Source organism: Ochrobactrum sp. C6C9, from assembly GCF_022627935.1.
In the GTDB taxonomy this organism is placed as follows: domain Bacteria; phylum Pseudomonadota; class Alphaproteobacteria; order Rhizobiales; family Rhizobiaceae; genus Brucella; species Brucella teleogrylli.
This window is the reverse complement of the sequence record NZ_JABXGB010000039.1, coordinates 1-23744: the sequence shown is the minus strand read 5'-3', so window position 1 is coordinate 23744 and position 23744 is coordinate 1. Positions and strand designations below refer to the sequence as shown.

The window sequence follows — 23744 nt, the reverse complement described above, 5'->3', positions numbered from 1 at the left end:
TTTTTTCTCGTCGGACGGAAAAAGCACGCAAAATGAATAATGACTATAACACGGCGTTCGTTCCCACTTGCAAACTCAATTGAGTGCATCCAAAGGAGAGGATTGCGTATCCGCTTCTCTCGGTATCGCATAATATCCGTGGTGCCGTTCGAAGGGAACAAATTGAGACCGAACCTGAGTTGGGAGGCGGAATGCAGGCGGTAAAACGCAATGGCCGATGAGGTCTCTGAGGCAGCTGCAATTCCACAACAGGTGTCGTTAAACTTGCATGAATTTCCGAAAGGGTAACATGGCCAAATTTGGTATCTTGCGATCCATAGGGCACAATGTTGCAGACTCGGTGGGGTCTGGTGTGGGGTTGCTGGTTGGGGTCTATTCGATGGACATATATGGTGAGGCTGCAGCTTCGCCGGAGGGCTATATCGAAATCAATTTTCTCACTGGAAAAACGTCTGGCAGTAAAGTCAGTGAATCCTTGGGCGACGCCATAAAGCTGTATAAGGAGGGGCTACCGCGTCTTTGTACGCGACACGGAATTGATGTCGCGGAGTTTCGACAATTGACGGCGCGTTATTCGGGGCAGGGTGTGTTGCGTGGTTTTTGCGTAACCACGGAAAATAGCCAAGGACGAACGTTGATTGACGAGTATCGAGGCATGCCCGGAAAGCGGCTCAAGGTTATGGATCCGTTCGGGAGAATCCGGCCAAAGAACGGAACGGCTTCGAGATGAAGGCGCTAGCGTTGGTATGAACTGAATCCAGGCTTTCTATAAATAGCCAATGCAGCGGTTTCGATCTTGATAAGTTGGATAAAGACAGGTCAGTTCTGCAAGACAAACTGGCCATCGTTATCGAAGCAATTAACGCATAGCGAGCCGTGTTGCCTCGATCGATGCGGCGAAGGATTTGGCCTTGAAACACCGGATTTTCAGAACCCCAGTGGAAAGTCGAACGGTTATGGTATCTGTAATCAATCTTCGCTCGACTGAAATCCCGATGATGTCCTCCAACGGTACTTCAACATTCAATTCGTCAGGACGGGCGTGTAATGCCCGGTTCATGTCGTTCGGGCGGAAACTCAAAGCAGTCGCTGTCAGCTGGCACTTGCCCCCGACCCATAATCCGCCCTGCTTACGACGACGCCCATCGATCAGACGCGAAGTTGTATCTGGCAAGGAATTGGCTTCCGACAATGTCGCTTTGTCGAAGAAAACGTTGACGAGGCGGCTGTCGATAACGTTTAGCGTGGCAACCTCCCGGTGATGCTCTGTCATAATACGTGTCTCATGAAAGGACTAGGATTGCAGCAAGTGATCTCAATTGCCAGGCGCCAAAACATTTTGACGGCAGATTACGTGATTTCAAGGCTTTGAAGCACTGCGCCGCCTGGTATTGATGGGTGGTCAAAAATGGGGACCTCTCATTCCAATGACGCACTGAATGAAAGTAAGGACGATCAGGCCAGATGGAGGGTTTCTACATCGCCCAAACTGCTGATTATGGCTCCTCCAAGAAGAGTGCCGTCAGAAGGGAAGGCCACTGTCTCCGGCGACAGCCTTCTCTGCGTCATTTGTCTGCAGCGCAATATGGCACTCCCGCAATGATGGCGACTGCTCGATCCAAGGGTGATTATCAAACTGGCCTCGTAGGGTAGTCTCCTTCAATTCCGGGCTTTTGAACCTAGAAATCTCTACCGGCTAGCGTTGGCGTATACTGCCGAGCGAGCAGGATCAGTTCAGCCTGACGATGCAATCCCGTCTTATCATATATGCGCAACAGATGCGTCCGGACGGTGCTGGTACCGATCGCAAACCTTGCGGCTGTTTCGTTTACCGTCAGACCATCTGCGATTGCCTCGAATATTCGGCGCTCAGCGTCCGTAAGGCCGAAGAGCGCGGCCACAGCTTTTCCCGCGTCTTCAGCCGAAACGGTCAGAGGCGTGAGCAAAAGCGCGTAATCGGCGCTCTCACCACGCTGGTTCGTCCCCTTTTCTAGCGGCAGCACATGCAGACTGCGCAGATTTCCATCGCTGCCCAGTGGTATGCCGAAAGGATCGCCAGCCGGTGCCCGGCTTCCGCGAATGGCGAATTCGAGCGCCTTTTGCGCCGATGGTGCGGTGAGCACCAACCGTCCATCGTGTATACAATAATGACCGTCGCGATCAGCCAGTCGAACGGCAGCCTCATTTTCATAACTGACTGTCAGATCAGCACCTACCAGAACGATCGGCTGTACCAGACTGTCAAGAACCGACCGGAACCCCGTAACAGCAGTAGCATGCTTTTCCAGGACACGACCGATGGTCGCGGCCCTTTGCAGATGCGGTAACAGCAGACGAATGATCTCGATCTCACGCGGTCCGACAAGGCCATGATCTTCATGGCGGTTGAAGCCGATCGATCCCACTGACAAATGATCACGTGTCAGGCCAACCGCAATCGCATCGACAAAACCTTGCGGCTGATTGAATTCGATATGAAAGGGATGGCTGGACTGCGGCGCGATGGCGTCAGGGTTGACGCGTGACAAAACCGCCGGCTCATCGATGGGCAGGGAACTGATGACTTCTTCCCCGCCCCACATATCCACCAGTTCTTCGCCATAAAAGGAAACTTTGTCGAGCCATTGCTCCTCAAATCCGGTTGTGGCTGAAAGCAGTGGCTGTCCGTCCTCCAGTGAGATAACACTTATCACACCCGTCCTCAGATCGAGTTCCCGGCAGATGCTTTCCATGGTTTGGGGCCATAGAGCGGCGTCGATGGCGCAATCGTAAATCTCACCAATCAACGCCGACAGTCTTTCCTGCGAAATCATTCGCGCCCCACCTCCCCAGGTGTACCCCGAACCCAATGCAAAAGAATATAGCATCGTCTCCACCATTTGGTGGATGTCCTTTGTTTGCGAGCGTGCCACATTTCAACAGCAAATCAAGAATGGGGGATATTCATGGGACGGATGAACATGACTGGCCTGCTGATAGTGGCAGGTTTTGCAACCGGTTTTCTGGCAGATATCGATTTTTCCCAGGCACAGCAGATTAATCTGCAGCGACATTGTACACCGGCAGGACCGAACGCCTGCCGACACGAAATGCCGAAGTTCACTCAGGATCAACCGCGCTATATCAGGCCTCATGTGGGCAAACCGAGAGTTCAAACCGTCAAACCGCTCCTTCCGCCGAAACATCGCCAGCCTCCTGTCAAACCGGGACAATGGGCTGGAAATCAAATCCAGCCGCCGCACAAGCAATACCCGGATATTGCTCGCAAACCGACGCCTATGCCGAACCATTACAACGGTCATGACCGCTACCGTAAACCCCGTCCCGGCTATCGTCGTCACTCGGACGGCTGGTGGTATCCGCTCGCGGCGTTCAGCGCAGGAACCTTGATCGGCAGCATGACCGCGCCACAACCGCAGCCGGTCTATGCCGATCCACCCTATTACAACAATGAGCATATTCAATGGTGCTTTGGCCAGTATCGTTCCTACAGGATGGCCGACAACAGCTTCCAGCCCAACCGTGGACCGCGTCGCCAGTGCCTGTCGCCGTATCTCTAACGCTTCGTGGAACCTTACTTTTGCGGAAGAACTGACATGAAACGGATCATCATCGCTATCATGCTCATCGGCATATCGGGAAAGGCTTATTGCGGGCCGGAATACGTCAAGGACGTTCCAGGCGTGCTGGACTTTTTCAATATCGCAAGCGAAGAAGCCAATTCTCCGCGCATAGTCGATTATGATGAAACATGGCTCATTACCGGTCCGGTTTCGGATTTGTCCGGTGAAGCAACCAAAGGAGAGAACTGGAAGCTTGTCGAGGGCAAGGTCGTCTATGCATATTACCGGTTCAATCCCGGTATAAGCGCCCTACAGATCCAGCGTGAATTCGAGGCAAAGGCAAAAGAAGAGGGTTTTACGATCGCTTTCTCGTGCGCGACGGAAAAAGGCACCTGTTTCACAAATGGAAGATCAGAACCCGGCGTATCGCTGGGACTTCTGCTGGACAAGCCTGGCAATATGCCAGCGCTGGACAAGAACAATATGAGTATCGTACGCAACTATTTCCAAACCGGCGGCGCACGCTATACCTATCTGACGCGCGAGGATGGTGGGATCAATACCGTGCATGTCGCTGTTTCGCTTGCCGACACACCAGCCAAGGGCGTCATGGCCATCACCAAGAGCATCATAACCGGCGACGCACCATCGATCACGGGTGCATCGTTGCTCGCATCGGAATTGAAGAAGAACAAATCCGTATCGCTCAATAATCTGCTCTTCGACGTAAACAGCGACATTCTGTTGCCGAACTCACGCGACCAGATACACGAGATCGCGATGATGATGCGCGAGGATGCGTCGATAAAACTTGAAATCGTTGGTCATACGGATTCCGATGGCGGACGCGACTACAACCTCGACTTGTCGAGACGACGCGCGGCCTCGGTGGTGCGTGCTCTGGTCGAAGATTTCGATATGGAAAGAAGCCGCTTGACATCCTCAGGCAAGGGGCTGGGCGAACCAATCGCATCCAACGATACGGAAGATGGAAAATCACAGAACCGCCGGGTCGAGTTGAAGCTCAGATAGAACCTTCCATGTGGAGCTTTCATTCTGGACATGGGGTCAGATTGGTTTTGCAAACCTGGCCCTTCATTTTGCTGCGCTTCATAATAAGCATGACATCGGCCACCATTGCCCTGGCGACCATTGCAACGTGTGCTTGGGTGGGCTTTCTTATTGGTGCGCCCTCTGGCGAGAATGCGGCATATACGAGTGGATTTGTTGGTGCACTCGTGGGCTTGTCTGTGTTCATGTCTATCGCTTATATCCTGCAGGAATACGTGTTCTATCTGCTGAAGGCAGCGCATATCGCCATTCTCGCGGAGTTGATACACGGCTCGGTCATAGAGCCATCCCGACAGCTGGAAACAGGCGTTGCTATTGTTCGCCAGCATATTCTGGCTAGCATGACGCTCTTCGCCGTGGGTCAGGCAATAAAATCCCTCATTGGTGTCGTCTCCCGCTTCGTCACTCGTGGCTTCAGCAGCTTTGGTAGCAGCGGATCAAGCCTGGGCCATATCGTGCAATCGTATTTCAGTATTGTCTTCGGACTGGCCGATGAACTTGTCCTTGCCTACATCCTGCGAGCTCACGAAAAAGCGCCTCAGGATGCCGCTCGTGAAGGCGCGGCCCATTACGCGCGGAATATCAAAGCCTTGATGAGCAACGCTTTCGCCTTGACGATCATCCACCTGCTCCTTTCCGTTCTTTTCTATGGAGCTGCGCTGGCCGTATCGATCGTGGTTGTCTATTTTCAGGGGCTTTCGATTTCTAGCGGCATCATAATGATGTACTTGATTATCGCAGCAGGGGCGATGATGCGTGCATTTGCGACACCACTTATTATAACATGTCAGATGCAGGTGTTCTTTACTGCAATTGAAAATCAGACACCCGACACCAGATGGCTTGACCGGTTAACTAAGTCCGATCACACCAAGATTATGGAAGCTCGTTGAATGGGGACGTCATTGAGATGATGAGGCTTACGGCGGTACCTTAGCACACCGGCTTCTCGATATATGTCTGTTCCGGACTACTAAAGCAGCCGCGATGCTCGTCCGCTACGCCGTTTGGCATTGTTGTAATAATCGGACGCCTGCTGCACGGAGCGATGGCGTGATTGTTCCATCGCTTCGGGGAGCGGAATGCCACGATTAGCGGCTTCTGTGAGATAGCCTGAACGTAAGCCGTGTGCCGAGAATTCTCTCGCGTCGAGGCCAGCCATCTCAGCGCGCTTCTTGACGATCGCGTTGATGGCACTTGGTTCCAGCGCGCGCGTTGAAACATTGCCCCATCGATCAACTTTTCGAAACACGCTGCCCTTGTCGATTTTTGCTGCTTCCAGCCAGCGGGTGAGGGCTTCGACAGGACGGCCGGTCAGATAGACGGTTTCGTCCTGATCGGTACCACTGGTTTTGGTGCGACCAAGATGGATGCCGAGCGAGGGGAGGGGGGAACCGTCCTCATCGGTGACAGGGGGCTGTTTGACAAGCTGTTCTACGCGCAAGCTGGCAACTTCGCTGCGCCGGCGCCCGCCAGAGGCAAAGGCCACCATCAGGATAGCCCGGTCGCGGAGCGCGGCGAGATCCTCGCCGGAACAGGTTGCCAGCAGCTTGCCCAGAATATCGCCGGTAATGGTATTGGCACTCTTGCGGTTGCGCGGCCGGTTCAGGGCGCGTACCGCAAGCCGGATGGCCGATTTGACGGAAGGCGATGAAAACGCACCCTCCAGACCGCGCCAGCGGGTCAGCGTCGACCAGTTGGCCAGACGCCGGCGCACCGTTGCTGGCGCATGCGGTCCGGACACACGCAAAAAGCCTTGTTGGCGCAATTCCTCTTCCACAGCGGACGGCATGCCGTGGTCGGGTTCGATCTCGCGTTGCTGTGGCCGCCATAAATGATGGGCGATGAATTTCAGCAACAGGGCTTCCGGCGCCGGGAAGGGGAGCGGGCTACCGGTTACGGCCATCGACCAGGCTTCAAGATAGGCCAGATCCGAGGTCAGCGCGCGCAGCGTGTTTTCACCCATGCCTTCATTGACCAGATGGCGCAGTGTCTCGACATCCTCATCGGTCAAAATGCCGGCCAGCATGTCGCGCCGGTTCATCGGCAAAACGGCGGCAATCGTATCGAGTTGTTCTGCCCGGCTCTGGACATTCGAAGACAAGCGGTCTGGTCTGGTCATTGCACGATGCTTCTCGATTTAAAAACTTGCGGAAAACACGGAAATTCCGTATATTACGGAAAACGGAGGTTGATCATGACATCCACAGTAACAGCCGCAGCCATTTCCAAGAATTTTGGCGCTTACCAGGACGCTGCCGTGCGCGACCCGGTGATCATTACCAAAAACGGTCGCCCGCGCACCGTTCTGCTCGCTTACGAGGATTATCTGCGTTTGATGCGGCGCGAGCGTCGCGTCGAATTGACCGCTACGCTCACCGAAGACGATCTCGCGGCCGTTGAAGCCGCCTCGATGGAAGCAGGCCTTGAGCATCTCGATCGTGAACTGAACGAAAAATAGCATGATTCCGAGTGAGCCCAAGGTCGGTTGGATTTTCAGATACTCGTATTTGTGGCACTGGCAGTTCGAGCAGGGGCGGGAAGAAGGCGACAAGGATCGTCCTGTTCTCGTATTGGCTATCACGACGACACTGGAAGGCGGATCGCCGGTTGTCAGGGTTTTGCCGGTCACCCACACGCCACCGCAACGGGTTGACCAGGCAATTGAAATTCCCGCTGCTACCAAACGCCGCCTCGGACTGGACGATGAGCGTTCCTGGATCGTGCTCAGCGAAAGCAATCGCTTTGTGTGGCCGGGACCGGATCTGCGATCTGTCGATGCCGATACCGGTTACTACGGCCCGCTACCACCGGCGCTCTTTGCCGAGATCCGAGACCGCTTTGTGGCGCTTGCCCGTAGCGCGCGTCATCAGCAAACACATCGCTCTGAATAGGCTCTTGCGGGTTGGTTTCTCCTATTAAATGGCTGCTTTGCCCTGACTTTCGCTGATTTGCGGCGTCAAATCAATAAGCTTCGATAACCTATACTTATCGGATGTTAAACCCTCAACCCAAAGATATCACCAGTGCCAGACATTAAATATTCTCTGGTGTCCGTTTGAGAATTTGTTTACCATAAATTCAATGCGTTACGATCTCGCCGATTTGCCTCTTCGGACCTTGCTCGAGCCGCTGGCCCGCGCCAGTTGTGGTTTTTAGCTCCCGATTTCAATTGAAACGCTAAGCGAGAATTCCGACATCAAAATCTCCCCTTACAATTTCACGCGGAGGAGGGGAGGGGGCCAGCTAAAGCCCTGAAGCCTTGGTCAAATTCACGCGGAACCGATCACGTCGTCTCTGATATCTGCGGGTCATCTCCGCGGAAGCATGGCCAAGCTGTTTTTGGACGTAGCGTTCGTCGACCTCGGCCGAGGAGGCAAGGCCAGCGCGAAGGGAATGACCGGAGAACTTGAAGGCGCGCTCGATCTCGCTGAGATCGCCGCGAACGCCTGCGGCCATTGCGGCCCGCTTCACAAGCCGCGCCACCTCTTTGTCGTTCAGACGCTCCGAGCCAACAGCCTTCCCTTGCCCCGTGACGCGGCGAAAGAGGGGGCCATGGGCCAGCTTGGCGAACTTGATCCAGGTCTCGATCGCGGCGACTGGACACGTCGCATCAGACGAGCCACGACCCACCTCGACCTCTCGCCACCCAGTCTTGCCGCGCAGGGTGACAAGCATGCCCTTGTCGAGGATCTCAATCCAGCCTCGGCCGTCCTCAGTCTGGTCTGCCTTTAGATCGAGGCCGACAATTTCGGAACGACGGAGGCCGCCGGCAAAACCGATGAGCAACATGGCACGATCGCGCAGGCCGCGCAGCGAACCGCGGTCGAGCGTCTCGACCATGGCGATGATATCTTCGGCCATGACCGCCTCCTTCTGCACCGGCGGCCTGGCATGGCTGTTGCGGATCCCGGCCATAACGGTGGCGATGTGCCTGTCTTTACGATCAAGCGAGAGCGCGCGCTGGGCATAATTCCAGGATAGCGAGGAGAGTCGTCGTTCGATGGTTGAGACGGAGTTGGCCTTGGCGCCCCGTTCAGCTGTGCCGGAAGCGCAGGCGGTGATGTAGAGCCCGACGGTTTGCGGGTGTGGCGGGAGCGGAGCCAGATTGGACCGCCGACACCAAGCGGCAAAATGCTTCCAGTCCGAAGCGTAAGCCTTGCGGGTATTGGCGGAGCTGGCGGCTTCGACATAACCCCGGGCGCGATCAGCAAGGCTTGCGAGATGGGCGGGCGTCTGGTCCTGAACGGCGAGAGAGGGGAGGGGGCTGTCGCCCGACACCTCCGGCGCGGAAACATCACCGCCGGAGGCTGTGCTGAGAGACGGCGCTGAGGTCTCCTCGACGTGAATTTTGCTGTTCTGCTCGATGATTTGGGCCATTTCTCTATAATGAGCATTACATCCGATAATGCAACATTATTGGACATTTTTGTATGACGACAAGCCGTGCGGTAATGCATAAATACTCTGGCATAAACTGCACATCTGATTTATGCTCGTGGCCATGAACAGGCTCTCAATCCCCCTCGCTTTGCCGCCTTCCTGGTCGGCGCAACTGCCCGGTTGGGCGCAGGCTGGTCGCCGTTCCGGATCAGACGCAGAGGCGGCTTTTGCTGCCGGCATCACTTTGAAAATGCTCGATGATCTGGTGCGTGCGGATCCGGTCTGGATTGGCTGCTGGCGCGAGCGACAGGCGTTAAAATGCGCTGCCGTTGCCATGCGGATGCTGGGCCGGAGCGAGGATGAGAGCGCCTTACGCGACGCGCTTTTACTGACGGCACCCGGCGACGATCCCGGTCCAGCCGGAAAACTGTTTGTGACAACAAAGCGCTTTGCGACACGTCAGTTGAACGTTTCTGGCAAAGCGGTACGCGCGCTTTGTGAGGGCATCGGGATTGGTTGGGATGATCGATTGACCATCATTCCTGATTTGATCGATGATGTTTTGCAGTTGCAGCGTCCGGCTCCGTTTGCGGCTGCGGCCTTGATAACGGCGATTGTGAGAGAATGTCCCGATGCGGAATTGTTGGCCTGGCTGTTGGCCGATGCAGTCCTGGCCAAATTATTGCAATGGCCAAAGCCGGTGCCGCTTTTGCTTAGCGAACGCTATGGCGGAGCTTTTAGAACACCGGAGGGCAGGGGACGGGTGATGCCGTCTGACCCGCAATTTGCCTCTGCCTTGTGTTGGGCTCTGGTTGATAGCGCGGTTGCCGCCTTGCGTGATGCCAAAACCATTGCGCGCCGGGCCGATACGCTTTTGGCCGTCGCCCCCAAAATCCGCACCAAAGGCGTAGAGCCCTTGATACAACGCCTGCTCAATGAAGATGCCATGCTCGCTTCGGCCTCGGGTACTGGCCTTTCCAGATGGGCCAGCACACGCTTGTTTGAGCGGCTTGAAGGGTTCGGGGCGGTGCGTGAATTGTCAGGCCGCACATCGTTTCGCCTCTATGGGCTATGAGGGCATCGGGATGAGCGGAACAGGCAAACCACGCCACAGTATCAAAAAAAATACCCGGGGCGACAAATCGGGAGGTGAACGCCTCTTTGATCGTGAGTTGGACGACCTGCCGCCTGAGTTACGCTGGTGCGAATGGATGCTGCGTGTAGAAGCGGTGATTTTTGCCGCCAGCGAACCGGTTAGCCGTGAAACGCTGGCACGCGTTGTTGGCAAGGAGTGCAGCATTGATCTGTTGATAGATGATCTGATTGAGGAATTGCGCGATCGGCCCTATGAACTGGTTGCCGTTGCCGGTGGTTGGCAGCATCGTACACGGACACGTTTTGCTGAAACAATCCATATTGCTGCGACGCCAACACGGGCAGCATCAGCAGCAACCCTGTCAGACCATGAAACAGCGGTTTTAGCGGCGATTGCCTATATGCAACCCGTTACCCGCAGTGCTCTATCCAATCTGTTCGGCAAAACAGTCAGTCGGGATACCATTGCCAGCCTGCGTGATGCCGGGCTGCTGGCCTCCGGTCCGCGCAGTCCCACGCCGGGTGCGCCTTATACATACGTGACATCGAGACATTTTCTTTCGGTCTTCGGCATGAAGACGTTGCGTGACCTGCCGAACACCGAGGCGCTGGAGGACGCTGACTTGCTGAGCAGGGCTGTCGCGGGTGGGGCTGGCAACGAGGATGAAGAGGCGCACGTTATCGAGTGAGGTTTATCGCGTCTTTCGGCTCGGCTACCTCCACGAGGGGCCGCTTTGTTGCCTCTGAACCGTTTCCCTAATGTGGTTGGGATATGGGGCCGGCAAGTCGAAGGTCGTTATCGGGGAGATTATCCATGGCCGACAATATCCAGCAACCACTGCCTCATGCCTCGCGCATGATTGGTCAGCTTGCCTTCTTTTCTGCTGACTATATAATAAGCTTGCGGCGGTGATATGGCGATTTCCCGAAACGGTGCGATAAGCGCACCGGATTGTAATGCCTGTTCACTAAACTCGATAATTCCAAGCATCATCCCAGTACCGTTCATTGCCGTGGCGGTGACGACGTTCATGTCGTCGAATATATAATCATTGCTGAAAGCCGGTCGCTCGATATTGGCTTTTTCAAACCATAGCGACCAGAACTGAAAGTCCCGGTCGTGCAGTAAACGAAGACTTTTGAAAGAACTGGCATTGAAGGGGGAGAATTTGGCATGGAACGCCGCCGAGCACATTGGTGTCATGTGTAGTTCAAGCAATTTCCTCGCTTCACATCCGGACCAGTTTCCAGTTCCCCATTTTACTGCAAATTCCACGTGGCTGGGAAACTCAAAGCGGTGCGTGGAAAGATGCATATCGAGTTGCATATCGAGATGTTTTTCAGTGAATTGTGGAAGGCGCTCGATCAGCCAGTGAGCGGCGAATGCCGGTTCTAGTTCAACGGAAAGGCGCGAGGATTTTTCGCGGTTCGAGACTGCCTGGCAGGCATGTTCTAAATTCGCGAGGGGCTCCAGTATTCGCGACAAGAGGGCTGTCCCAGAAATCGTCAGATTCACGGAATGCGCCGACCGCGTAAATAGCTGCACACCTAATTCCTCCTCCAGCTTGCGTATCTGGTGGCTGACCGCCGATTGAGACTGGTTAAGCAACGTGGCGGCGCGTGTGAAGCTCGATTGCTCCGCGACAGCCCGAAACGTCAGGAGCAATTCAATTTTGGGCAGACGCATTTTCGCATCCTAATATTATTTTTTGTCATATTAAGTATTAATAGAAATCTCTTTGAATCCAAGTGGATTGCGGCGATATTTTCTATCGATTGCCATGATTTGACCATTGCAGCCCATGGTAAGCGATAAAAAGACATAAAAATGTAGGCACAACCACAGAGGGTATTATGACAAAAACGGAAAATAATGCATCACATGCGATCGTTGGCGCATGGAACCGTCGCACTTTTCTCACGACCGCCGCCGCCACAGTCGCCAGTACAGCAGTTCCGTTGTCTTTCATGAGCAAATCTTATGCTGACGAGCCCAAAAGCGGTGGTTTCGCACGTTTCGCTCTTTCGAATGGCGCGTCAACCGACACGCTTGATCCGGGTAGCTGGGCCGACACATTCGGACAAACGGCATTCTATGGTACGATTTTCAACGGGTTGGTCGAAGTCGATCCCAAAGGCAATGCGATTGGAGATCTGGCGGAGACCTTTGAAACGCCCGACGGGGGCAAGACGTGGCATTTCAAGCTGCGTGACGGCGTGACTTTTCACAATGGCAAGCCGCTAACTGTGCACGACGTCATTTCATCCATTCAATTTCACAGCAAGCCGGATTCCCGTTCGGCCGTCAAATCCCTGTTGGAACCCGTCGAGGCCATAGCCGATGGCGGCGACAGCAAAATGACTGTCAAGCTGAAGCAGGCAAATCTGGATTTCCCCTATGTCGTAGCAGATCAGCATTTCGTCATTATGCCCGCAGCCGAGGATGGGAGCATCGACTGGACCAAAGGCATCGGTACGGGACCCTTCAGTCTGGAAAGTTTTCGTCCAGGCATATCGGTGGTCGGCAAGCGCAATCCCCATTATCACAAGCCAGGATTGCCGCATTTCGATAAGGTCGAGTTTCTGCCCATCCTTGATCCCGCGGCCCGGGTTGCCGCGCTGCTTTCCGGCGAGGTCAACTATATTGCCAGCCCGGATCTGAAGACTCTATCCTTATTGAAGCGTAACAAGTCGATTTCGATTCTCGAAAACACTGGTCTCGGTCACTATACATTCCCGATGAATGTCACGATTGCGCCATTCGACAACGAGAATGTCCGCATGGCGTTGAAACTCGCTATGGATCGTGAAGAAATTCTCAAAAAGGTTTTTGTCGGCCACGCTCTTCTAGGGAATGACAATCCGATCGCACCGTCGGTCAAGTTCTCCGTCGATCCGAAGCCGATCCATAGTTATGACCCTGAAAAAGCAAAGGAATATTTGAAGAAAGCGGGTCTGGATTCGCTTTCTGTTCAGCTTCATGCGTCTGATGCCGCATTTCTCGGGGCCGTTGATGCAGCATTGCTCTACAAGGAAAGCGCAGCCAAAGCCAACATTAACATAGAGGTCGTGCGTGAACCCGCTGACGGCTATTTCGACAATGTCTGGATGAAGCGTCCGTGGTTTGCATCTTTCTGGAGTGGTCGCCCCACCGTGGATGCCATGTTCACGACGGGAGCCGCCGCCGATGCTCCTTGGAATGAAACGAAGTGGAAAAATCCTCGTTTCAACGAGCTCTTGGTTACGGCGCGTTCGGAAACAGACGAGACGAAACGTGCTGCCATGTACGCTGAAATGCAGCAACTGGTGCATGATGATGGCGGGAATATCGTGGTTGTGTTCAACAACTTCGTCAGTGCCTATGACAACAAACTCGCGCATGGCGTGGTAGCGCCTCACTGGGAGCATGATGGCTTCCGCATTGCGGAACGCTGGTGGTTTGCATGAACCATGGAACGCTCGACGACCGTTGAAAGCGAGGCTTAACTAAAGTGTCTTGAGCGCATCGTCCAGCTGTCCGAATGCGCTGCGCTCTAGAACTTTTGAACGTAACTCGAAGCCATCCATGAAAGTCGAAGTCCATGCAACTTCTGTTCATTCTCGCACAGCGGATGGTGTCGGGTATTGCGACGATGATCGCAGTATCCGTGCTCATCTTCCTTTGCGTTTCCATGCTGCCAGGCGACTTTGCAATCAGCGTATTGGGTCAATCCGCCACCGCCGAAACAGTTGCCGCATTTCAGAAAATGCTAGGCACGGATCAGCCCCTGTGGATTCGCTATTTTCGATGGATTGTCGGAGTCTTTTCAGGCGATCTCGGCTATTCCTATTCGGCTATGGGGTCGCTGACCGTCGATGCGTCACGAAGTGTAGCCTCGATGTTGCAGGACCGCCTGTTCAACACGATGTTTCTGGCCAGCCTGACGGCGGTGTTCGCAATCCCCGTGGCCGTGACGCTCGGTATTGTCGCTGTGATTTTCCGAAATGGTGTCATCGATCGCCTGATCACCGTCATTTCGATTTCGGCTGTGTCCATTCCGGAATTTCTAGTCGCCTATATTCTGGTGGTGGTTCTCTCGATCTATTTTCCCATGTTCCACGCCATGTCCTATGTCACTGCCGATATGGGTCTGCTGGATCGTGTCAACCGCTGTTTTCTTCCAGCCTTGACCCTGTTCGTACCGATCACCGGCCATATGGCCAGAATGACGCGGGCATCGGTGCTGCCAATCCTGTCTGCGCCGTTTATCGAGTCGGCCCGTCTTAAAGGCCTGTCCAATCTGCGGATCATTCTCACGCATGCACTGCCGAATGCATGGGGTCCGATTGCCGCCGTCGTCGCCTTGAATATGGCTTATCTCGTGGTGGGCGCCGTGGTCGTTGAAGTCGTCTTCGTTTATCCCGGCGTCGGCCAGTTGATGGTGGATTCGGTCACCAAGCGGGATATTCCCGTCGTGCAGGCCTGCGCGCTGATCTTTTCGTTTTCCTATGTCAGTTTCAATCTGCTCGCGGACGTGATTGCGGTTGCCTCGAATCCGCGTCTGCTACATCCGCGCTAGGGATTTGCCATGACAGAATTTCATGTTCCCGACGCTCTGCCGAATGGTGGTTTAGCCAGAATGAGATCGACCATGGCGACCTGCCTCAAAAGCTTTGGTCGGATGCCATTGATTCCGCGCATCGCCGGGGTCGTCATCATTGCCTATTTTATCGTATTCCTGTTCGCACCGCTGCTCGCGCCCTATGGCGAAAGTGAAATCGTTGGCGATCAATACGAAGCATGGTCAAGCCAGTTTCTGCTCGGTACCGATCAATTGGGCAGGGATTTTCTGTCGCGCCTGATTTATGGCGCGCGCAATTCCATTGGAATTGCATTGGCGACAACGGTTCTGTCGATCTCGCTGGGTACCATGGTCGGCATATTCAGCGCGTGTCAGGGGCGGTTGGTCGATCAGTTGATCTCCCGTGTGCTCGATACGTTTCTGGCAATTCCACAATTGATCTTCGCGCTGATATTAATTGCGGTTTTCGGATCGTCAATTCCGATCCTAATTTGCATCATCGGGTTTCTCGAATCTCTCAAAGTTGCACGACTGATGCGTGTGTCGGCGGCAGATATCGTCGCGTTGGACTATATCGAAGCTGCGCGCATTCAGGGTGAAAGCGAAATATGGATCATGTTGCGCGAAGTCCTGCCCAATATGAAGTCGATCATCGTCGCTGAATTTGGCCTGCGTTTCTGCCTGGTATTCCTGCTGGTGAGCGCCCTTTCTTTTCTTGGGCTCGGCGTCCAGCCTCCAACGGCGGACTGGGGATCCATGGTGCGTGAAAATGCGACTCTAATTACGTATGGTGAAATCACACCGCTCCTGCCGGCATTTGCGATCGCGCTGCTCGCCATTTCAGTCAACATCGTGATGGATTGGGCCGTGGGTGCTTCGGGAGGCCTGTCCGATGACTGATGTGACGATGGACGAACGTACGCCTCTTCTTGAGATTGAAAACCTGCATATGTCGGCCAGGCGTGGTGATGTGAGCAATATGGTCCTGAAAGACATTCACCTGACACTCAAAAGCGGGGAGATTCTTGGCCTCGTCGGTGAATCGGGTGCGGGAAAATCGACGCTCGGACTGGCAGCGCTGGGGTATACGCGCGCCGGGTGCTCCATCGATGCGGGTTCCATCAGGTTGAAAGGTCTGGAACTGACCGATATGACGGGGCCGGGTCTGCGTCAGGTCTGGGGTCCGATCGGCGCCTATGTTGCACAGTCGGCGGCGGCGGCCTTCAATCCGGCGCACCGGCTGATGCACCAGGTCGTTGAGGGTACGATGGTTCGTGCTGAAGGCAGCGCCGGTTCCGCCGAGGAGAAGGCACAAAATCTCTTCCGCGCACTGCGATTGCCGATGCCTGAAACCTTCGGTCGTAAATATCCTCATCAGGTGTCTGGAGGCCAGCTCCAGCGCGCAATGACCGCAATGGCATTGATGGGCGAGCCGGAAATGCTGGTTTTCGACGAGCCGACCACGGCTCTTGATGTGACGACACAGGTCGATTTTCTGGTCGCGGTCAAGGATACGGTCAAACGTCTCAGGACGGCCGCTCTTTATATTTCCCATGATCTCGCGGTCGTGGCGCAGATGGCGGATCGCATCATCGTTCTGCGGCATGGTGAAGTCGTCGAAGAAGGCACCACGGATGAAATCATGCGTTCGCCGCGCAAGGATTATACACGTACACTTTGGGCGGTAAAAAATATCCGACAGCCGGAACGCGAGGCAAAACAAGGTTCCGCCTGCCTCACGCTGAAAAACGTCAATGTGCATTACGGAAAAATTGCTGCCGTGCGGGATGTCAGCATTGCCGTCAGGCGCGGGCAAACACTGGGGATCGTCGGAGAATCCGGTTCGGGCAAGACGACGCTCGGTCGCGCCATCATGGGGCTAATAACCACGACCTCGGGTGACATCCGGTTCGACGAAAAGCTTATCCCGGCCAGCTATAAAAAGCGCGGCCCGGAATTGTTGCGCAAGGTCCAGCTTGTTCATCAAACACCCGATACGGCGCTTAATCCGCGACGAAAGGTCGGCGATATCATTCGCCACCAACTGGAGCGTTTCGGGCAGTATCGGTCTCAGGACATTGAAGAAAAGGCAGGCGAGGTTTTCGATCTCGTCGAATTGCCCCGTGCGCTCATGGACCGGTTTCCGTCGCAACTGTCAGGTGGCCAGAAGCAGCGCGTCTGTTTGGCGCGGGCATTGGCAGCCGATCCCGAATGCATCGTGCTCGATGAGGTCACGTCCGCGCTGGACCAGCTTGTGGCAGAAAACATCATCAAGCTGTTGCTCGATTTACAGAAGAAGAGATCGATAGCCTATATCTTCATCTCGCATGATTTCAGTTCCATACGAGCCATGTCGCACGATGTCGCCGTGATGAAAAATGGCAGCATCGTGGAAAGTGGAGACGCGGGAACCATCTTCGCAAATCCGCAACACCCCTACACACAATCTCTTCTCGGGTCCATTCCGGAAATGCGGATCGGCTGGCTTGAGGAAAAACTGGCTCGGCATTGAGCAATCATACACATAATGAACGGGAAGGAGCCCAATAATGGACGTTGTGAATTTTACCCAAATGAAGGATGGCACGCGCGAAGAATATCAGATGTTACGCAAGCTGGAGCTTGAATATGCAAGTCACGCGCCCAAGCGACTTCTGACCGAACTGGCCAAGCTGGAAGACGATACGCTGCCAGGCTACAAGATCACCCGCCTTGATCATGCGCTACAGGCGGCCACCCGTGCCTACCGCGAAGGTGCCGATATCGACTGGATCGTTTCCGCTCTTCTGCACGATATCGGTGATGCTTTGGCGCCGATGAACCATGACCGTTTTTCGGCGGAGATCATCCGTCCGTTCGTGCGTGAAGAATGCTCATGGACGGTCGAGCATCATGGCTCTTTCCAGATGATCTATTATGGTCATCATTTGGACTGGGACCCGAATGTTCGGGATGCTTATCGGGACAGTATATATTTCCAGACATGCGCGGATTTCTGTGAACGGTGGGATCAATCGTCTTTCGATCCTGGTTATGAAACGGAACCGTTAAGCTTCTTTGAGCCGATGGTGGACGAGGTTTTTGCACGCAAGCCGTGGAGTGAAGAGGTTTTGCGCAAGGGAGTTGTGGTTGGTTTGCCCGTCGTTAATGTGGCACAAGTGGATGATCAGGTGAAATCATGAATAAAAATTTTAATCTGGATAAGGAAGCACTAACGACGGCCAAACAAGATTTGGCGGCCTGTTTTCGTGCGGCGGCGGATATCGGATTGTCCGAAGGCATTTGCAACCATTTTTCGGTCGTTGCACCGGGTAGCAACGAACTTTTTCTAGTAAATCCGTTCGGCTTAGCGTTTTCCGAAATCAGGGCATCGGACCTGTTGGTCTGCGATTTCGAAGGCAACGTGCTCGAGGGTGACGGAACGCCGGAAGACACGGCGTTCTTCATCCATAGCCGCATACACAAGTTGGTGCCGCGCGCGCGCGTTGCCCTGCATACGCACATGCCCTATGCGACGGCGCTCAGCATCGTTGAGGGGCAGCCGCTGAAATGGGCGGGCCAGAATGCGCTGCGTTTTTATGGTCGCACGCTCGTCGATGAAGCCTATAATGGTCTGGCGCTGGATATGACGGAGGGTGACCGTATTGCCGCCAGCCTCGGGGATGCCGAAATCGTATTCATGCGCAATCATGGCGTGATGGTTGTCGGTAACACGATCGCCGAAGCTTGGGATGACCTTTATTATCTTGAACGGGCCTGCGAGTTACAGGTCATGGCCGAATCGACCGGCAGGCCGCTGATCGAGGTTCCGACCGAGGTCGCAGAAGAAACATATCGGCAGTTTCGTCGCACCGGTCTGGCCGGCGCAAATGCTCATCTCAGGAGCATCCGGCGTCGTCTTGACCGCACGCAACCCGATTATGCAGCCTGAACGGGCCGCCGCCCGATTTCTATCCGGCGGCGGTGAACTTGTTGTCGCTAGAAACGAAAGTATGGCTCCGCCTTTTTGCTACGGCGTAAATTCATAAAATCTCCTCTCGCGTTTGAGCGCCTTTGGACTACCTGCTACCTATTGCAGGACGTGGCGGCATTGAGACGAGGGTTGGATACCGCGGGACCGTGGTTCTTCTCGGACCTTCCTCTGTCTCACGTTAACGCGTGTTGCCACTTTTGCGGCTCACAGAATCACAATGAGGGTTGCCCTGACCGGCCGCCACGCCCAACAATGGCAGTGTGACATTCCAACCTTGCCAGCGCACATGTTGTGTAGCCGACGCAGGATTTCTACGGCGCGAAACTCGACTACAACTTCTACTTCACGTTCAAACGGTCGGAGGACCTGCGCGGATAAAGTTGTTTAATCCGGCCAGATAAGGGCTGACAGGCTATTCTTTCCGGGACGTACGAGTGCATAGTCGGGCCGTGGGTCTGACAGGATCTTTTTCAGAGCCGCCGCGACAATTTCGGCCTCGCCGTCATGCAGGTTGCAGGGATCGAGATAGAAATGACCCCGCTCGACCTCGTGATTGCGCACGATAACAGGCGGTTCAGCGAGCGACAGCGCCTTGGCAAAACCTGCTGCGGAAAAACCAGATTCGCTGGCGACGCGAATTTCGAGCCGGTCGAGTGGATTGTCCGTTGGGTCGGGCACGATAAGAACCGTGATCCCCTTGTGACCGCTGAGCGTTTCGAGCCAGAGCTGCAAAGCCGCTTCCTCGCGCCTGCGGATGCCTGCATGATCGCGTTTTTCCCAGGCTTCCAGCGCTGCGATTACACCGGCAATACTTTCCTTGCCGACCTTCATGCCGCGACCAATACCGCGATTTTGCAGGAACGCTGCGCGCACCAGATCCTTGCGACCTGCCACGATACCGGTTGTCGGGCCGCCCAGAAATTTGTGGCCGCTATAGATAACGATGTCGGCGCCCGCCTTCAGGAAACGCTGCAAGTCATATTCGGATGCTGCATCGACGATAACGGGCACATCTTGCGCATGACAGATTTCGGCAAATTGTTCCAAAGACAACATGCCATACTGCACCGTATGGTGCGAGACCACATAGAGGGCTGCCGCCGTCTTTTCCGTGATTGCATTTGCGACATGGTAATCATGCGTCACACTGACCGTACCAGCCTGAATGACCTTGCCCCCGGCAAGCCGGATCGACTGATCGATATTGCCGCCGAAATTTACCAGATGACCAAGCTGAGCGATAATTTCGTTCTTCGCGTTGGGTGCGACGTCGGGCAACCGTTCGATGGCCAGAAGGTCCGTACCGGTTATCGCGCCAGCAAGCGCCAGCGATATGCCGCTGGCGCAGGATGCGGTAATGAAACCCGCCTCGCCACCGGTCAGGCGCCCGACGACCGTGCTTGCGGTACGGTGCAGATCGTCCATTTCGACAAATTGCGGCGCGATTTCGGTCATGGCCCGGATAGCTTCCGGTACGATGATCGAAGCGCCGAGCGCCGTCATCGTGCCGGAAACATTGATGATCGGTCGCAAGCCGAAGCGCTCGCGGATCGTTTGATTGCGATATGGGTGACTGGGGATGGACTTATCCATTGCCATGACTTTCACTTTGTCCTTCCGGGAAGATTTCGACGATCGCTTCCACCTCGACCGTGATGTTATTTGGCAGCGAGGCTACGCCGATCGAGGATCGGGCATGCACGCCGTCCTCTCCAAAGGCCTCGACCAGAAGATCGGAGCAGCCGTTGATGACTTGCGGATGCTCTTCAAAATCATCGACAGCATTGACGAAGCCGAGGAGTTTTACAATTCGTTTCACGCGTTGAAGATCACCTAGATGCGCTTTGAGTACGGCCAGTAAATTTAGGCCAACAAGGCGGGCATGTGTATTGGCGATTTGTGTGCTTACATCGCGGCCGACTTTGCCTTTGTGCAGAACACCATTGTTGTCGAGCGGCCCCTGACCGGAAATGTAAAGCAAGTTGCCGACCTCAAGCACATTTCGAAACGTGCCGATTGGCATGGGGGCGACTGGGAGTTCGCGTTCAAGCAAATTATTAGGACGATAGCGAGACATACACGGAGGTCCTAGTTCAAATGAGAATTTCTGAAACGTGACAGGAAGCTATTCAGGCGATCGTTCCGGCTAGCCTGCATCATCAACTCCGCAGGTGGTCCATCAGCCGCGACACGGCCTTCATCCATGAAAACGATACGGTCGCTGGCATCGCGGGCAAAGGCGATTTCATGGGTCACCATCAGCATCGTCATTCCTTCCTGTGCCAGTTGGCGCACCACATCAAGCACTTCGCCAACCAGTTCGGGATCGAGTGCGGAAGTAATTTCATCAAGCAGCAGAATTTTGGGTTCCATGGCCACCGCACGCGCAATGCCAACGCGCTGCTGCTGACCACCAGATAGCTCCGAGGGCGGATTGTCGATCCTGTGACAGCGTGGGGGCGAATGCTTCAATGGCCATAGCCGTGATAGGCCCTAGACCGGGCATGGTCATCATACGCGATGAAGCGTCAGACCGTGCGGCTTCTTTCTTTAGGACAGCTTCGAGAGATAGAATCCGCGTCGAAAATGTCTCAATCTGCTCAAGGTAAATGCGTGCCGTTTCCACTATCAGCCCATCTACCGTGTCTTCTGCCTGGTCAATAAGTTGCCGGATGCTTGAAAGATTCCACAAACCTTTCGGCGCGATAAGGCCGTGTTCAGCCAGATGTGCCCGTAAGGCATTTATCGTTTGGGTTCGTTGACGGACAAATAACTCGCGTGTCCGGAAGACCATTGCGCGTGCTTGCTGTTCATGCGTTTTAGGCTCGACGAAGCGCATCGTTGGACGCGTTGCAGCCTCAGCGATAGCCTCCGCATCAGCAACGTCATTTTTCTGCCGCTTCACAAAGGGCTTTACATAGGCGGGTGGGACCAGCCGGATCTCATGACCAAACTCACCGATCTCGCGTGCCCAGTAATGGGCCGTTGCACACGCTTTCATGGCGACGATGCACGGTGGCAGCTTTGAAAAAAATGCTAAAAGTTGTCCGCGTGTTAGTTTCTTACGCAGAACAACGCTGCCGTCAACGCGTGCGCCATGAACCTGAAAAACCTGCTTTGCAAGATCCAGACCGATAATGCTAATCTCTCCCATGGATATCTCCTCTCAAGTGACGTTACCCAACATCACCTTGGCACATTGAGATGCCGTTGGCAGGGGGTATCCACACCATCACTTCTCAGTGAAAATCAACAGGATGTATTCTTCGCGCCCTGCAAGGCCAACGCCAGCTTAGATCCAGAGTCTTTTTATGATCACATGTTCTTGCGAGAGACGTGGGAACCCCAGCAAGGGTCATCATCATTCGTCCCAAAATGAGTAAGGATCAAATCGATCGTGAATTCGGTAAAAATATGTTGTACCGGATGCTTTCACTTCGTTCACCAAATAGGCAGAAGGCGTCCTGCAAACAACCTGTATTTGGTCATCTGCGAGAGCCGCGAGGCAGAATGCTACGGCATGGGTCTTCGGCCCAATTGCAAAACAGGTGGTGCTTCCGGTGCGGCTTTTCAGTACGCTTGTGGCAACCTCCGCAATCTCATGCAGGCCAAAATATTCTTGTCGAACCCCTGAAACTGCACTGAGCTGGTCCAAGGCAGGTTTTTCGCGATTAATCACAGAAGACGGCAGCCGGTGCTGCCCTTCCTTAATGTGGAATAACACAAGCTTGTTGGGTTCGAAACGATCAACAATCGGGCTCGCCTGTGTAAGTTCTGCACCCACGGAAATATAGAGATCGCGTTTTGTCGGAACATAATTGTCCGCCTCCAGGTAGGGGATCTGTGCAGATGTCCATTCACCCTCGGATATCAAGGCACTTTCCTGGGCTGAGAGATCGGTAGGGGCAATCTCAATTTCGTATTTTTCGGCCTCTGAATAGACGATATCGATCGAGGAGAACATCTCGCGTCTAAATCCGAGGCCCATCAGAAATAGCAGATACCGTTTTGGAATGCAGGTCATGTCCATTAGGACCCGCAAGGCTCGCCCCTTGATGCGAGCGGCTTTTGTTATCTCCGCCTCAAGCGCCTTAGCGTTTTCCGTGAATTGGGATGAGCGGTCGAGGTCGAGAAACTTGGCATCGGAAAGAGATACTTTAATAGTCTCGCGATGTTGTTTCTTGCGCTTTTCCATCTCAGCGTCGGATGAGGCGAAATGTATGATCAATGTCTGGTCGGCTCGACCCGCCAGTAGATTTGCGCAACCATGGCAGCGACTTTCCCAACTCACGGCCGCCAGCACCAGATCATAGCGATCGCGAAACGGGGCTTGATCCTTGAGAATCTGCTCCGAAATACTGAGTGTACCGATTGGAACATCACTAATCATCGAAGCTTATCTCATCGGTACGCAGATTAAGCGAAAGCTGCAGAGTTTCAGACGAGCCAACTTTTCGTGCATACTGAACCGCACCGGCTTTACCGGAGACCGTTTGGTTTAAGTTATGCGGCCATGGCTGGCGCGTCCAGCATGGCGTAGTATCGCTCTTCGGCTTCGGCAGGCGGAATGTTTCCGATTGGCTCCAGAAGCCGTCGGTTGTTGAACCAGTCGACCCATTCGAGCGTGGCGAACTCCACGGCTTCGAAGTTGCGCCATGGTCCTCGCCGATGGATGACCTCGGCCTTGTAAAGACCGTTGATTGTTTCGGCGAGAGCGTTGTCATAGGAATCACCGACGCTCCCGACAGACGGCTCGATGCCCGCCTCCGCCAGCCGCTCGGAATAGCGAATGGACACGTATTGCGAACCGCGGTCGGAATGATGAACCAGCCCGCCGCGTTTGACGGGCCGCCGATCATGAAGTGCCTGCTCCAGAGCATCGAGCACAAAGCCCGCATGGGCAGTCCGGCTTGCCCGCCAACCGACGATACGTCGGGCGAAGGCATCGATCACGAAGGCCACGTAAACGAAGCCCTGCCAGGTCGCGACATAGGTGAAATCGGATAACCACAGCATGTTCGGTGCGGGAGCCTTGAAGTGGCGATTGACGCGGTCGAGCGGACACGGGGCAGACTTGTCCGATACAGTGGTTTTGAT

At 54.5% G+C, this 23744-nt stretch carries 24 protein-coding genes and 1 pseudogene; 14 read left to right on the top strand and 11 right to left on the bottom strand.

Translation table 11 applies throughout. From position 1 onward, the window contains the following. The first annotated feature begins 289 nt into the window (after positions 1–289). Positions 290–730 (top strand): hypothetical protein, encoded by a 441-nt coding sequence (locus tag HWD97_RS21605; RefSeq protein WP_151664124.1) that lies wholly within the window; start codon positions 290–292, stop codon positions 728–730. A 129-nt stretch (positions 731–859) separates the two neighbouring features. Here HWD97_RS21605 and HWD97_RS21600 read toward each other — a convergent pair whose 3' ends face one another. Next, positions 860–1273, bottom strand: a complete 414-nt coding sequence (locus HWD97_RS21600) for a hypothetical protein (protein WP_151664123.1) — start codon at positions 1271–1273, stop codon at positions 860–862. Positions 1274–1679: 406 nt separating this feature from the next. Continuing rightward, positions 1680–2813 (bottom strand): helix-turn-helix transcriptional regulator, encoded by a 1134-nt coding sequence (locus tag HWD97_RS21595; RefSeq protein ID WP_192800261.1) that lies wholly within the window; start codon positions 2811–2813, stop codon positions 1680–1682. 132 nt (positions 2814–2945) lie between these two features. On the opposite strand from HWD97_RS21595, the gene HWD97_RS21590 reads away from it, so the two are divergent. The 3 genes from HWD97_RS21590 to HWD97_RS21580 are packed head-to-tail and all read left to right on the top strand — an operon-like array spanning position 2946 to position 5527. Beyond that, positions 2946–3560: a BA14K family protein gene (locus HWD97_RS21590; protein WP_235918662.1), complete on the top strand. Its 615-nt coding sequence runs from the start codon at positions 2946–2948 to the stop codon at positions 3558–3560. A 36-nt stretch (positions 3561–3596) separates the two neighbouring features. After that, positions 3597–4595, top strand: coding sequence for an OmpA family protein (locus HWD97_RS21585; protein ID WP_151664121.1), 999 nt, complete (start codon positions 3597–3599; stop codon positions 4593–4595). 41 nt (positions 4596–4636) lie between these two features. After that, positions 4637–5527 (top strand): hypothetical protein, encoded by an 891-nt coding sequence (locus tag HWD97_RS21580; protein WP_176038647.1) that lies wholly within the window; start codon positions 4637–4639, stop codon positions 5525–5527. A gap of 80 nt (positions 5528–5607) precedes the next feature. On the opposite strand, the gene HWD97_RS21575 is transcribed toward HWD97_RS21580, so the two are convergent. Beyond that, positions 5608–6756 (bottom strand): site-specific integrase, encoded by a 1149-nt coding sequence (locus HWD97_RS21575; protein ID WP_371835567.1) that lies wholly within the window; start codon positions 6754–6756, stop codon positions 5608–5610. Between the two features lie 75 nt (positions 6757–6831). On the opposite strand from HWD97_RS21575, the gene HWD97_RS21570 reads away from it, so the two are divergent. Both HWD97_RS21570 and HWD97_RS21565 read left to right on the top strand, forming a co-directional pair. After that, the gene (locus HWD97_RS21570; protein WP_024899766.1) at positions 6832–7095 is read left to right on the top strand and encodes a type II toxin-antitoxin system Phd/YefM family antitoxin; all 264 of its coding nucleotides are present in this window, start codon (positions 6832–6834) and stop codon (positions 7093–7095) included. A 1-nt stretch (position 7096) separates the two neighbouring features. Next, positions 7097–7528 carry a plasmid maintenance toxin (PemK-like) gene (locus tag HWD97_RS21565; RefSeq protein WP_371835566.1) on the top strand — a complete coding sequence of 144 codons (432 nt, stop codon included), beginning with the start codon at positions 7097–7099 and terminating at the stop codon, positions 7526–7528. 352 nt (positions 7529–7880) lie between these two features. Here the strand turns inward: HWD97_RS21565 and HWD97_RS21560 are convergent, their stop codons facing one another. Continuing rightward, positions 7881–9014: a site-specific integrase gene (locus HWD97_RS21560; RefSeq protein ID WP_371835565.1), complete on the bottom strand. Its 1134-nt coding sequence runs from the start codon at positions 9012–9014 to the stop codon at positions 7881–7883. Positions 9015–9138: 124 nt separating this feature from the next. On the opposite strand from HWD97_RS21560, the gene HWD97_RS21555 reads away from it, so the two are divergent. Continuing rightward, the gene (locus HWD97_RS21555) at positions 9139–10092 is read left to right on the top strand and encodes a DUF1403 family protein (RefSeq protein ID WP_371835564.1); all 954 of its coding nucleotides are present in this window, start codon (positions 9139–9141) and stop codon (positions 10090–10092) included. A 10-nt stretch (positions 10093–10102) separates the two neighbouring features. Beyond that, positions 10103–10801, top strand: coding sequence for an SMC-Scp complex subunit ScpB (locus HWD97_RS21550; RefSeq protein WP_371835563.1), 699 nt, complete (start codon positions 10103–10105; stop codon positions 10799–10801). A 119-nt stretch (positions 10802–10920) separates the two neighbouring features. On the opposite strand, the gene HWD97_RS21545 is transcribed toward HWD97_RS21550, so the two are convergent. Further along, complete coding sequence (locus HWD97_RS21545) at positions 10921–11799, bottom strand: LysR family transcriptional regulator (RefSeq protein ID WP_371835562.1); 879 nt, start codon at positions 11797–11799, stop codon at positions 10921–10923. A 167-nt stretch (positions 11800–11966) separates the two neighbouring features. On the opposite strand from HWD97_RS21545, the gene HWD97_RS21540 reads away from it, so the two are divergent. From HWD97_RS21540 to HWD97_RS21515, 6 genes are all read left to right on the top strand, one after another. After that, positions 11967–13559, top strand: coding sequence for an ABC transporter substrate-binding protein (locus HWD97_RS21540; RefSeq protein WP_371835561.1), 1593 nt, complete (start codon positions 11967–11969; stop codon positions 13557–13559). 134 nt (positions 13560–13693) lie between these two features. Then, positions 13694–14671, top strand: coding sequence for an ABC transporter permease (locus HWD97_RS21535; RefSeq protein ID WP_371835560.1), 978 nt, complete (start codon positions 13694–13696; stop codon positions 14669–14671). 9 nt (positions 14672–14680) lie between these two features. Next, positions 14681–15574, top strand: coding sequence for an ABC transporter permease (locus HWD97_RS21530; RefSeq protein WP_371835559.1), 894 nt, complete (start codon positions 14681–14683; stop codon positions 15572–15574). Beyond that, complete coding sequence (locus HWD97_RS21525; protein ID WP_371835558.1) at positions 15567–17186, top strand: ABC transporter ATP-binding protein; 1620 nt, start codon at positions 15567–15569, stop codon at positions 17184–17186. The genes HWD97_RS21530 and HWD97_RS21525 overlap by 8 nt, the downstream gene beginning before the upstream one ends. Positions 17187–17223: 37 nt before the next feature. Further along, positions 17224–17856 (top strand): HD domain-containing protein, encoded by a 633-nt coding sequence (locus HWD97_RS21520; RefSeq protein WP_371835557.1) that lies wholly within the window; start codon positions 17224–17226, stop codon positions 17854–17856. After that, positions 17853–18605: an aldolase gene (locus HWD97_RS21515; RefSeq protein ID WP_371835556.1), complete on the top strand. Its 753-nt coding sequence runs from the start codon at positions 17853–17855 to the stop codon at positions 18603–18605. The genes HWD97_RS21520 and HWD97_RS21515 overlap by 4 nt, the downstream gene beginning before the upstream one ends. 426 nt (positions 18606–19031) lie before the next feature. Here HWD97_RS21515 and HWD97_RS21510 read toward each other — a convergent pair whose 3' ends face one another. From HWD97_RS21510 to HWD97_RS21485, 6 genes and pseudogenes are all read right to left on the bottom strand, one after another. Next, positions 19032–20240 carry an aminotransferase class V-fold PLP-dependent enzyme gene (locus HWD97_RS21510; RefSeq protein ID WP_371835568.1) on the bottom strand — a complete coding sequence of 403 codons (1209 nt, stop codon included), beginning with the start codon at positions 20238–20240 and terminating at the stop codon, positions 19032–19034. Continuing rightward, the gene (locus HWD97_RS21505; protein WP_371835555.1) at positions 20233–20724 is read right to left on the bottom strand and encodes a RidA family protein; all 492 of its coding nucleotides are present in this window, start codon (positions 20722–20724) and stop codon (positions 20233–20235) included. The genes HWD97_RS21510 and HWD97_RS21505 overlap by 8 nt, the downstream gene beginning before the upstream one ends. Before the next feature lie 11 nt (positions 20725–20735). Then, positions 20736–21095, bottom strand: a pseudogene (locus HWD97_RS21500) (ATP-binding cassette domain-containing protein); the annotation flags it as partial. Beyond that, positions 20995–21801 (bottom strand): IS110 family transposase, encoded by an 807-nt coding sequence (locus HWD97_RS21495; RefSeq protein WP_371835554.1) that lies wholly within the window; start codon positions 21799–21801, stop codon positions 20995–20997. The pseudogene HWD97_RS21500 and the gene HWD97_RS21495, both read right to left, overlap by 101 nt. A 207-nt stretch (positions 21802–22008) precedes the next feature. After that, complete coding sequence (locus HWD97_RS21490; protein WP_371835553.1) at positions 22009–23037, bottom strand: hypothetical protein; 1029 nt, start codon at positions 23035–23037, stop codon at positions 22009–22011. 113 nt (positions 23038–23150) lie between these two features. Next, positions 23151–23744: IS3 family transposase (locus HWD97_RS21485; protein WP_371835552.1), on the bottom strand; the 594-nt coding region annotated here is incomplete at its 5' end.

Coding starts and splice junctions, on each gene's coding strand:
- HWD97_RS21535 (WP_371835560.1), top strand. CDS start 13,694: ATGCAACTTCTGTTCATTCTCGCACAGCGGATGGTGTCGGGTATTGCG.
- HWD97_RS21520 (WP_371835557.1), top strand. CDS start 17,224: ATGGACGTTGTGAATTTTACCCAAATGAAGGATGGCACGCGCGAAGAA.
- HWD97_RS21560 (WP_371835565.1), bottom strand. CDS start 9,014: ATGGCCCAAATCATCGAGCAGAACAGCAAAATTCACGTCGAGGAGACC.
- HWD97_RS21505 (WP_371835555.1), bottom strand. CDS start 20,724: ATGTCTCGCTATCGTCCTAATAATTTGCTTGAACGCGAACTCCCAGTC.
- HWD97_RS21510 (WP_371835568.1), bottom strand. CDS start 20,240: ATGGATAAGTCCATCCCCAGTCACCCATATCGCAATCAAACGATCCGC.
- HWD97_RS21495 (WP_371835554.1), bottom strand. CDS start 21,801: ATGGGAGAGATTAGCATTATCGGTCTGGATCTTGCAAAGCAGGTTTTT.
- HWD97_RS21600 (WP_151664123.1), bottom strand. CDS start 1,273: ATGACAGAGCATCACCGGGAGGTTGCCACGCTAAACGTTATCGACAGC.
- HWD97_RS21570 (WP_024899766.1), top strand. CDS start 6,832: ATGACATCCACAGTAACAGCCGCAGCCATTTCCAAGAATTTTGGCGCT.
- HWD97_RS21585 (WP_151664121.1), top strand. CDS start 3,597: ATGAAACGGATCATCATCGCTATCATGCTCATCGGCATATCGGGAAAG.
- HWD97_RS21555 (WP_371835564.1), top strand. CDS start 9,139: ATGAACAGGCTCTCAATCCCCCTCGCTTTGCCGCCTTCCTGGTCGGCG.
- HWD97_RS21530 (WP_371835559.1), top strand. CDS start 14,681: ATGACAGAATTTCATGTTCCCGACGCTCTGCCGAATGGTGGTTTAGCC.
- HWD97_RS21515 (WP_371835556.1), top strand. CDS start 17,853: ATGAATAAAAATTTTAATCTGGATAAGGAAGCACTAACGACGGCCAAA.
- HWD97_RS21605 (WP_151664124.1), top strand. CDS start 290: ATGGCCAAATTTGGTATCTTGCGATCCATAGGGCACAATGTTGCAGAC.
- HWD97_RS21565 (WP_371835566.1), top strand. CDS start 7,097: ATGATTCCGAGTGAGCCCAAGGTCGGTTGGATTTTCAGATACTCGTAT.
- HWD97_RS21550 (WP_371835563.1), top strand. CDS start 10,103: ATGAGCGGAACAGGCAAACCACGCCACAGTATCAAAAAAAATACCCGG.
- HWD97_RS21545 (WP_371835562.1), bottom strand. CDS start 11,799: ATGCGTCTGCCCAAAATTGAATTGCTCCTGACGTTTCGGGCTGTCGCG.
- HWD97_RS21490 (WP_371835553.1), bottom strand. CDS start 23,037: ATGATTAGTGATGTTCCAATCGGTACACTCAGTATTTCGGAGCAGATT.
- HWD97_RS21595 (WP_192800261.1), bottom strand. CDS start 2,813: ATGATTTCGCAGGAAAGACTGTCGGCGTTGATTGGTGAGATTTACGAT.
- HWD97_RS21525 (WP_371835558.1), top strand. CDS start 15,567: ATGACTGATGTGACGATGGACGAACGTACGCCTCTTCTTGAGATTGAA.
- HWD97_RS21575 (WP_371835567.1), bottom strand. CDS start 6,756: ATGACCAGACCAGACCGCTTGTCTTCGAATGTCCAGAGCCGGGCAGAA.
- HWD97_RS21540 (WP_371835561.1), top strand. CDS start 11,967: ATGACAAAAACGGAAAATAATGCATCACATGCGATCGTTGGCGCATGG.
- HWD97_RS21590 (WP_235918662.1), top strand. CDS start 2,946: ATGGGACGGATGAACATGACTGGCCTGCTGATAGTGGCAGGTTTTGCA.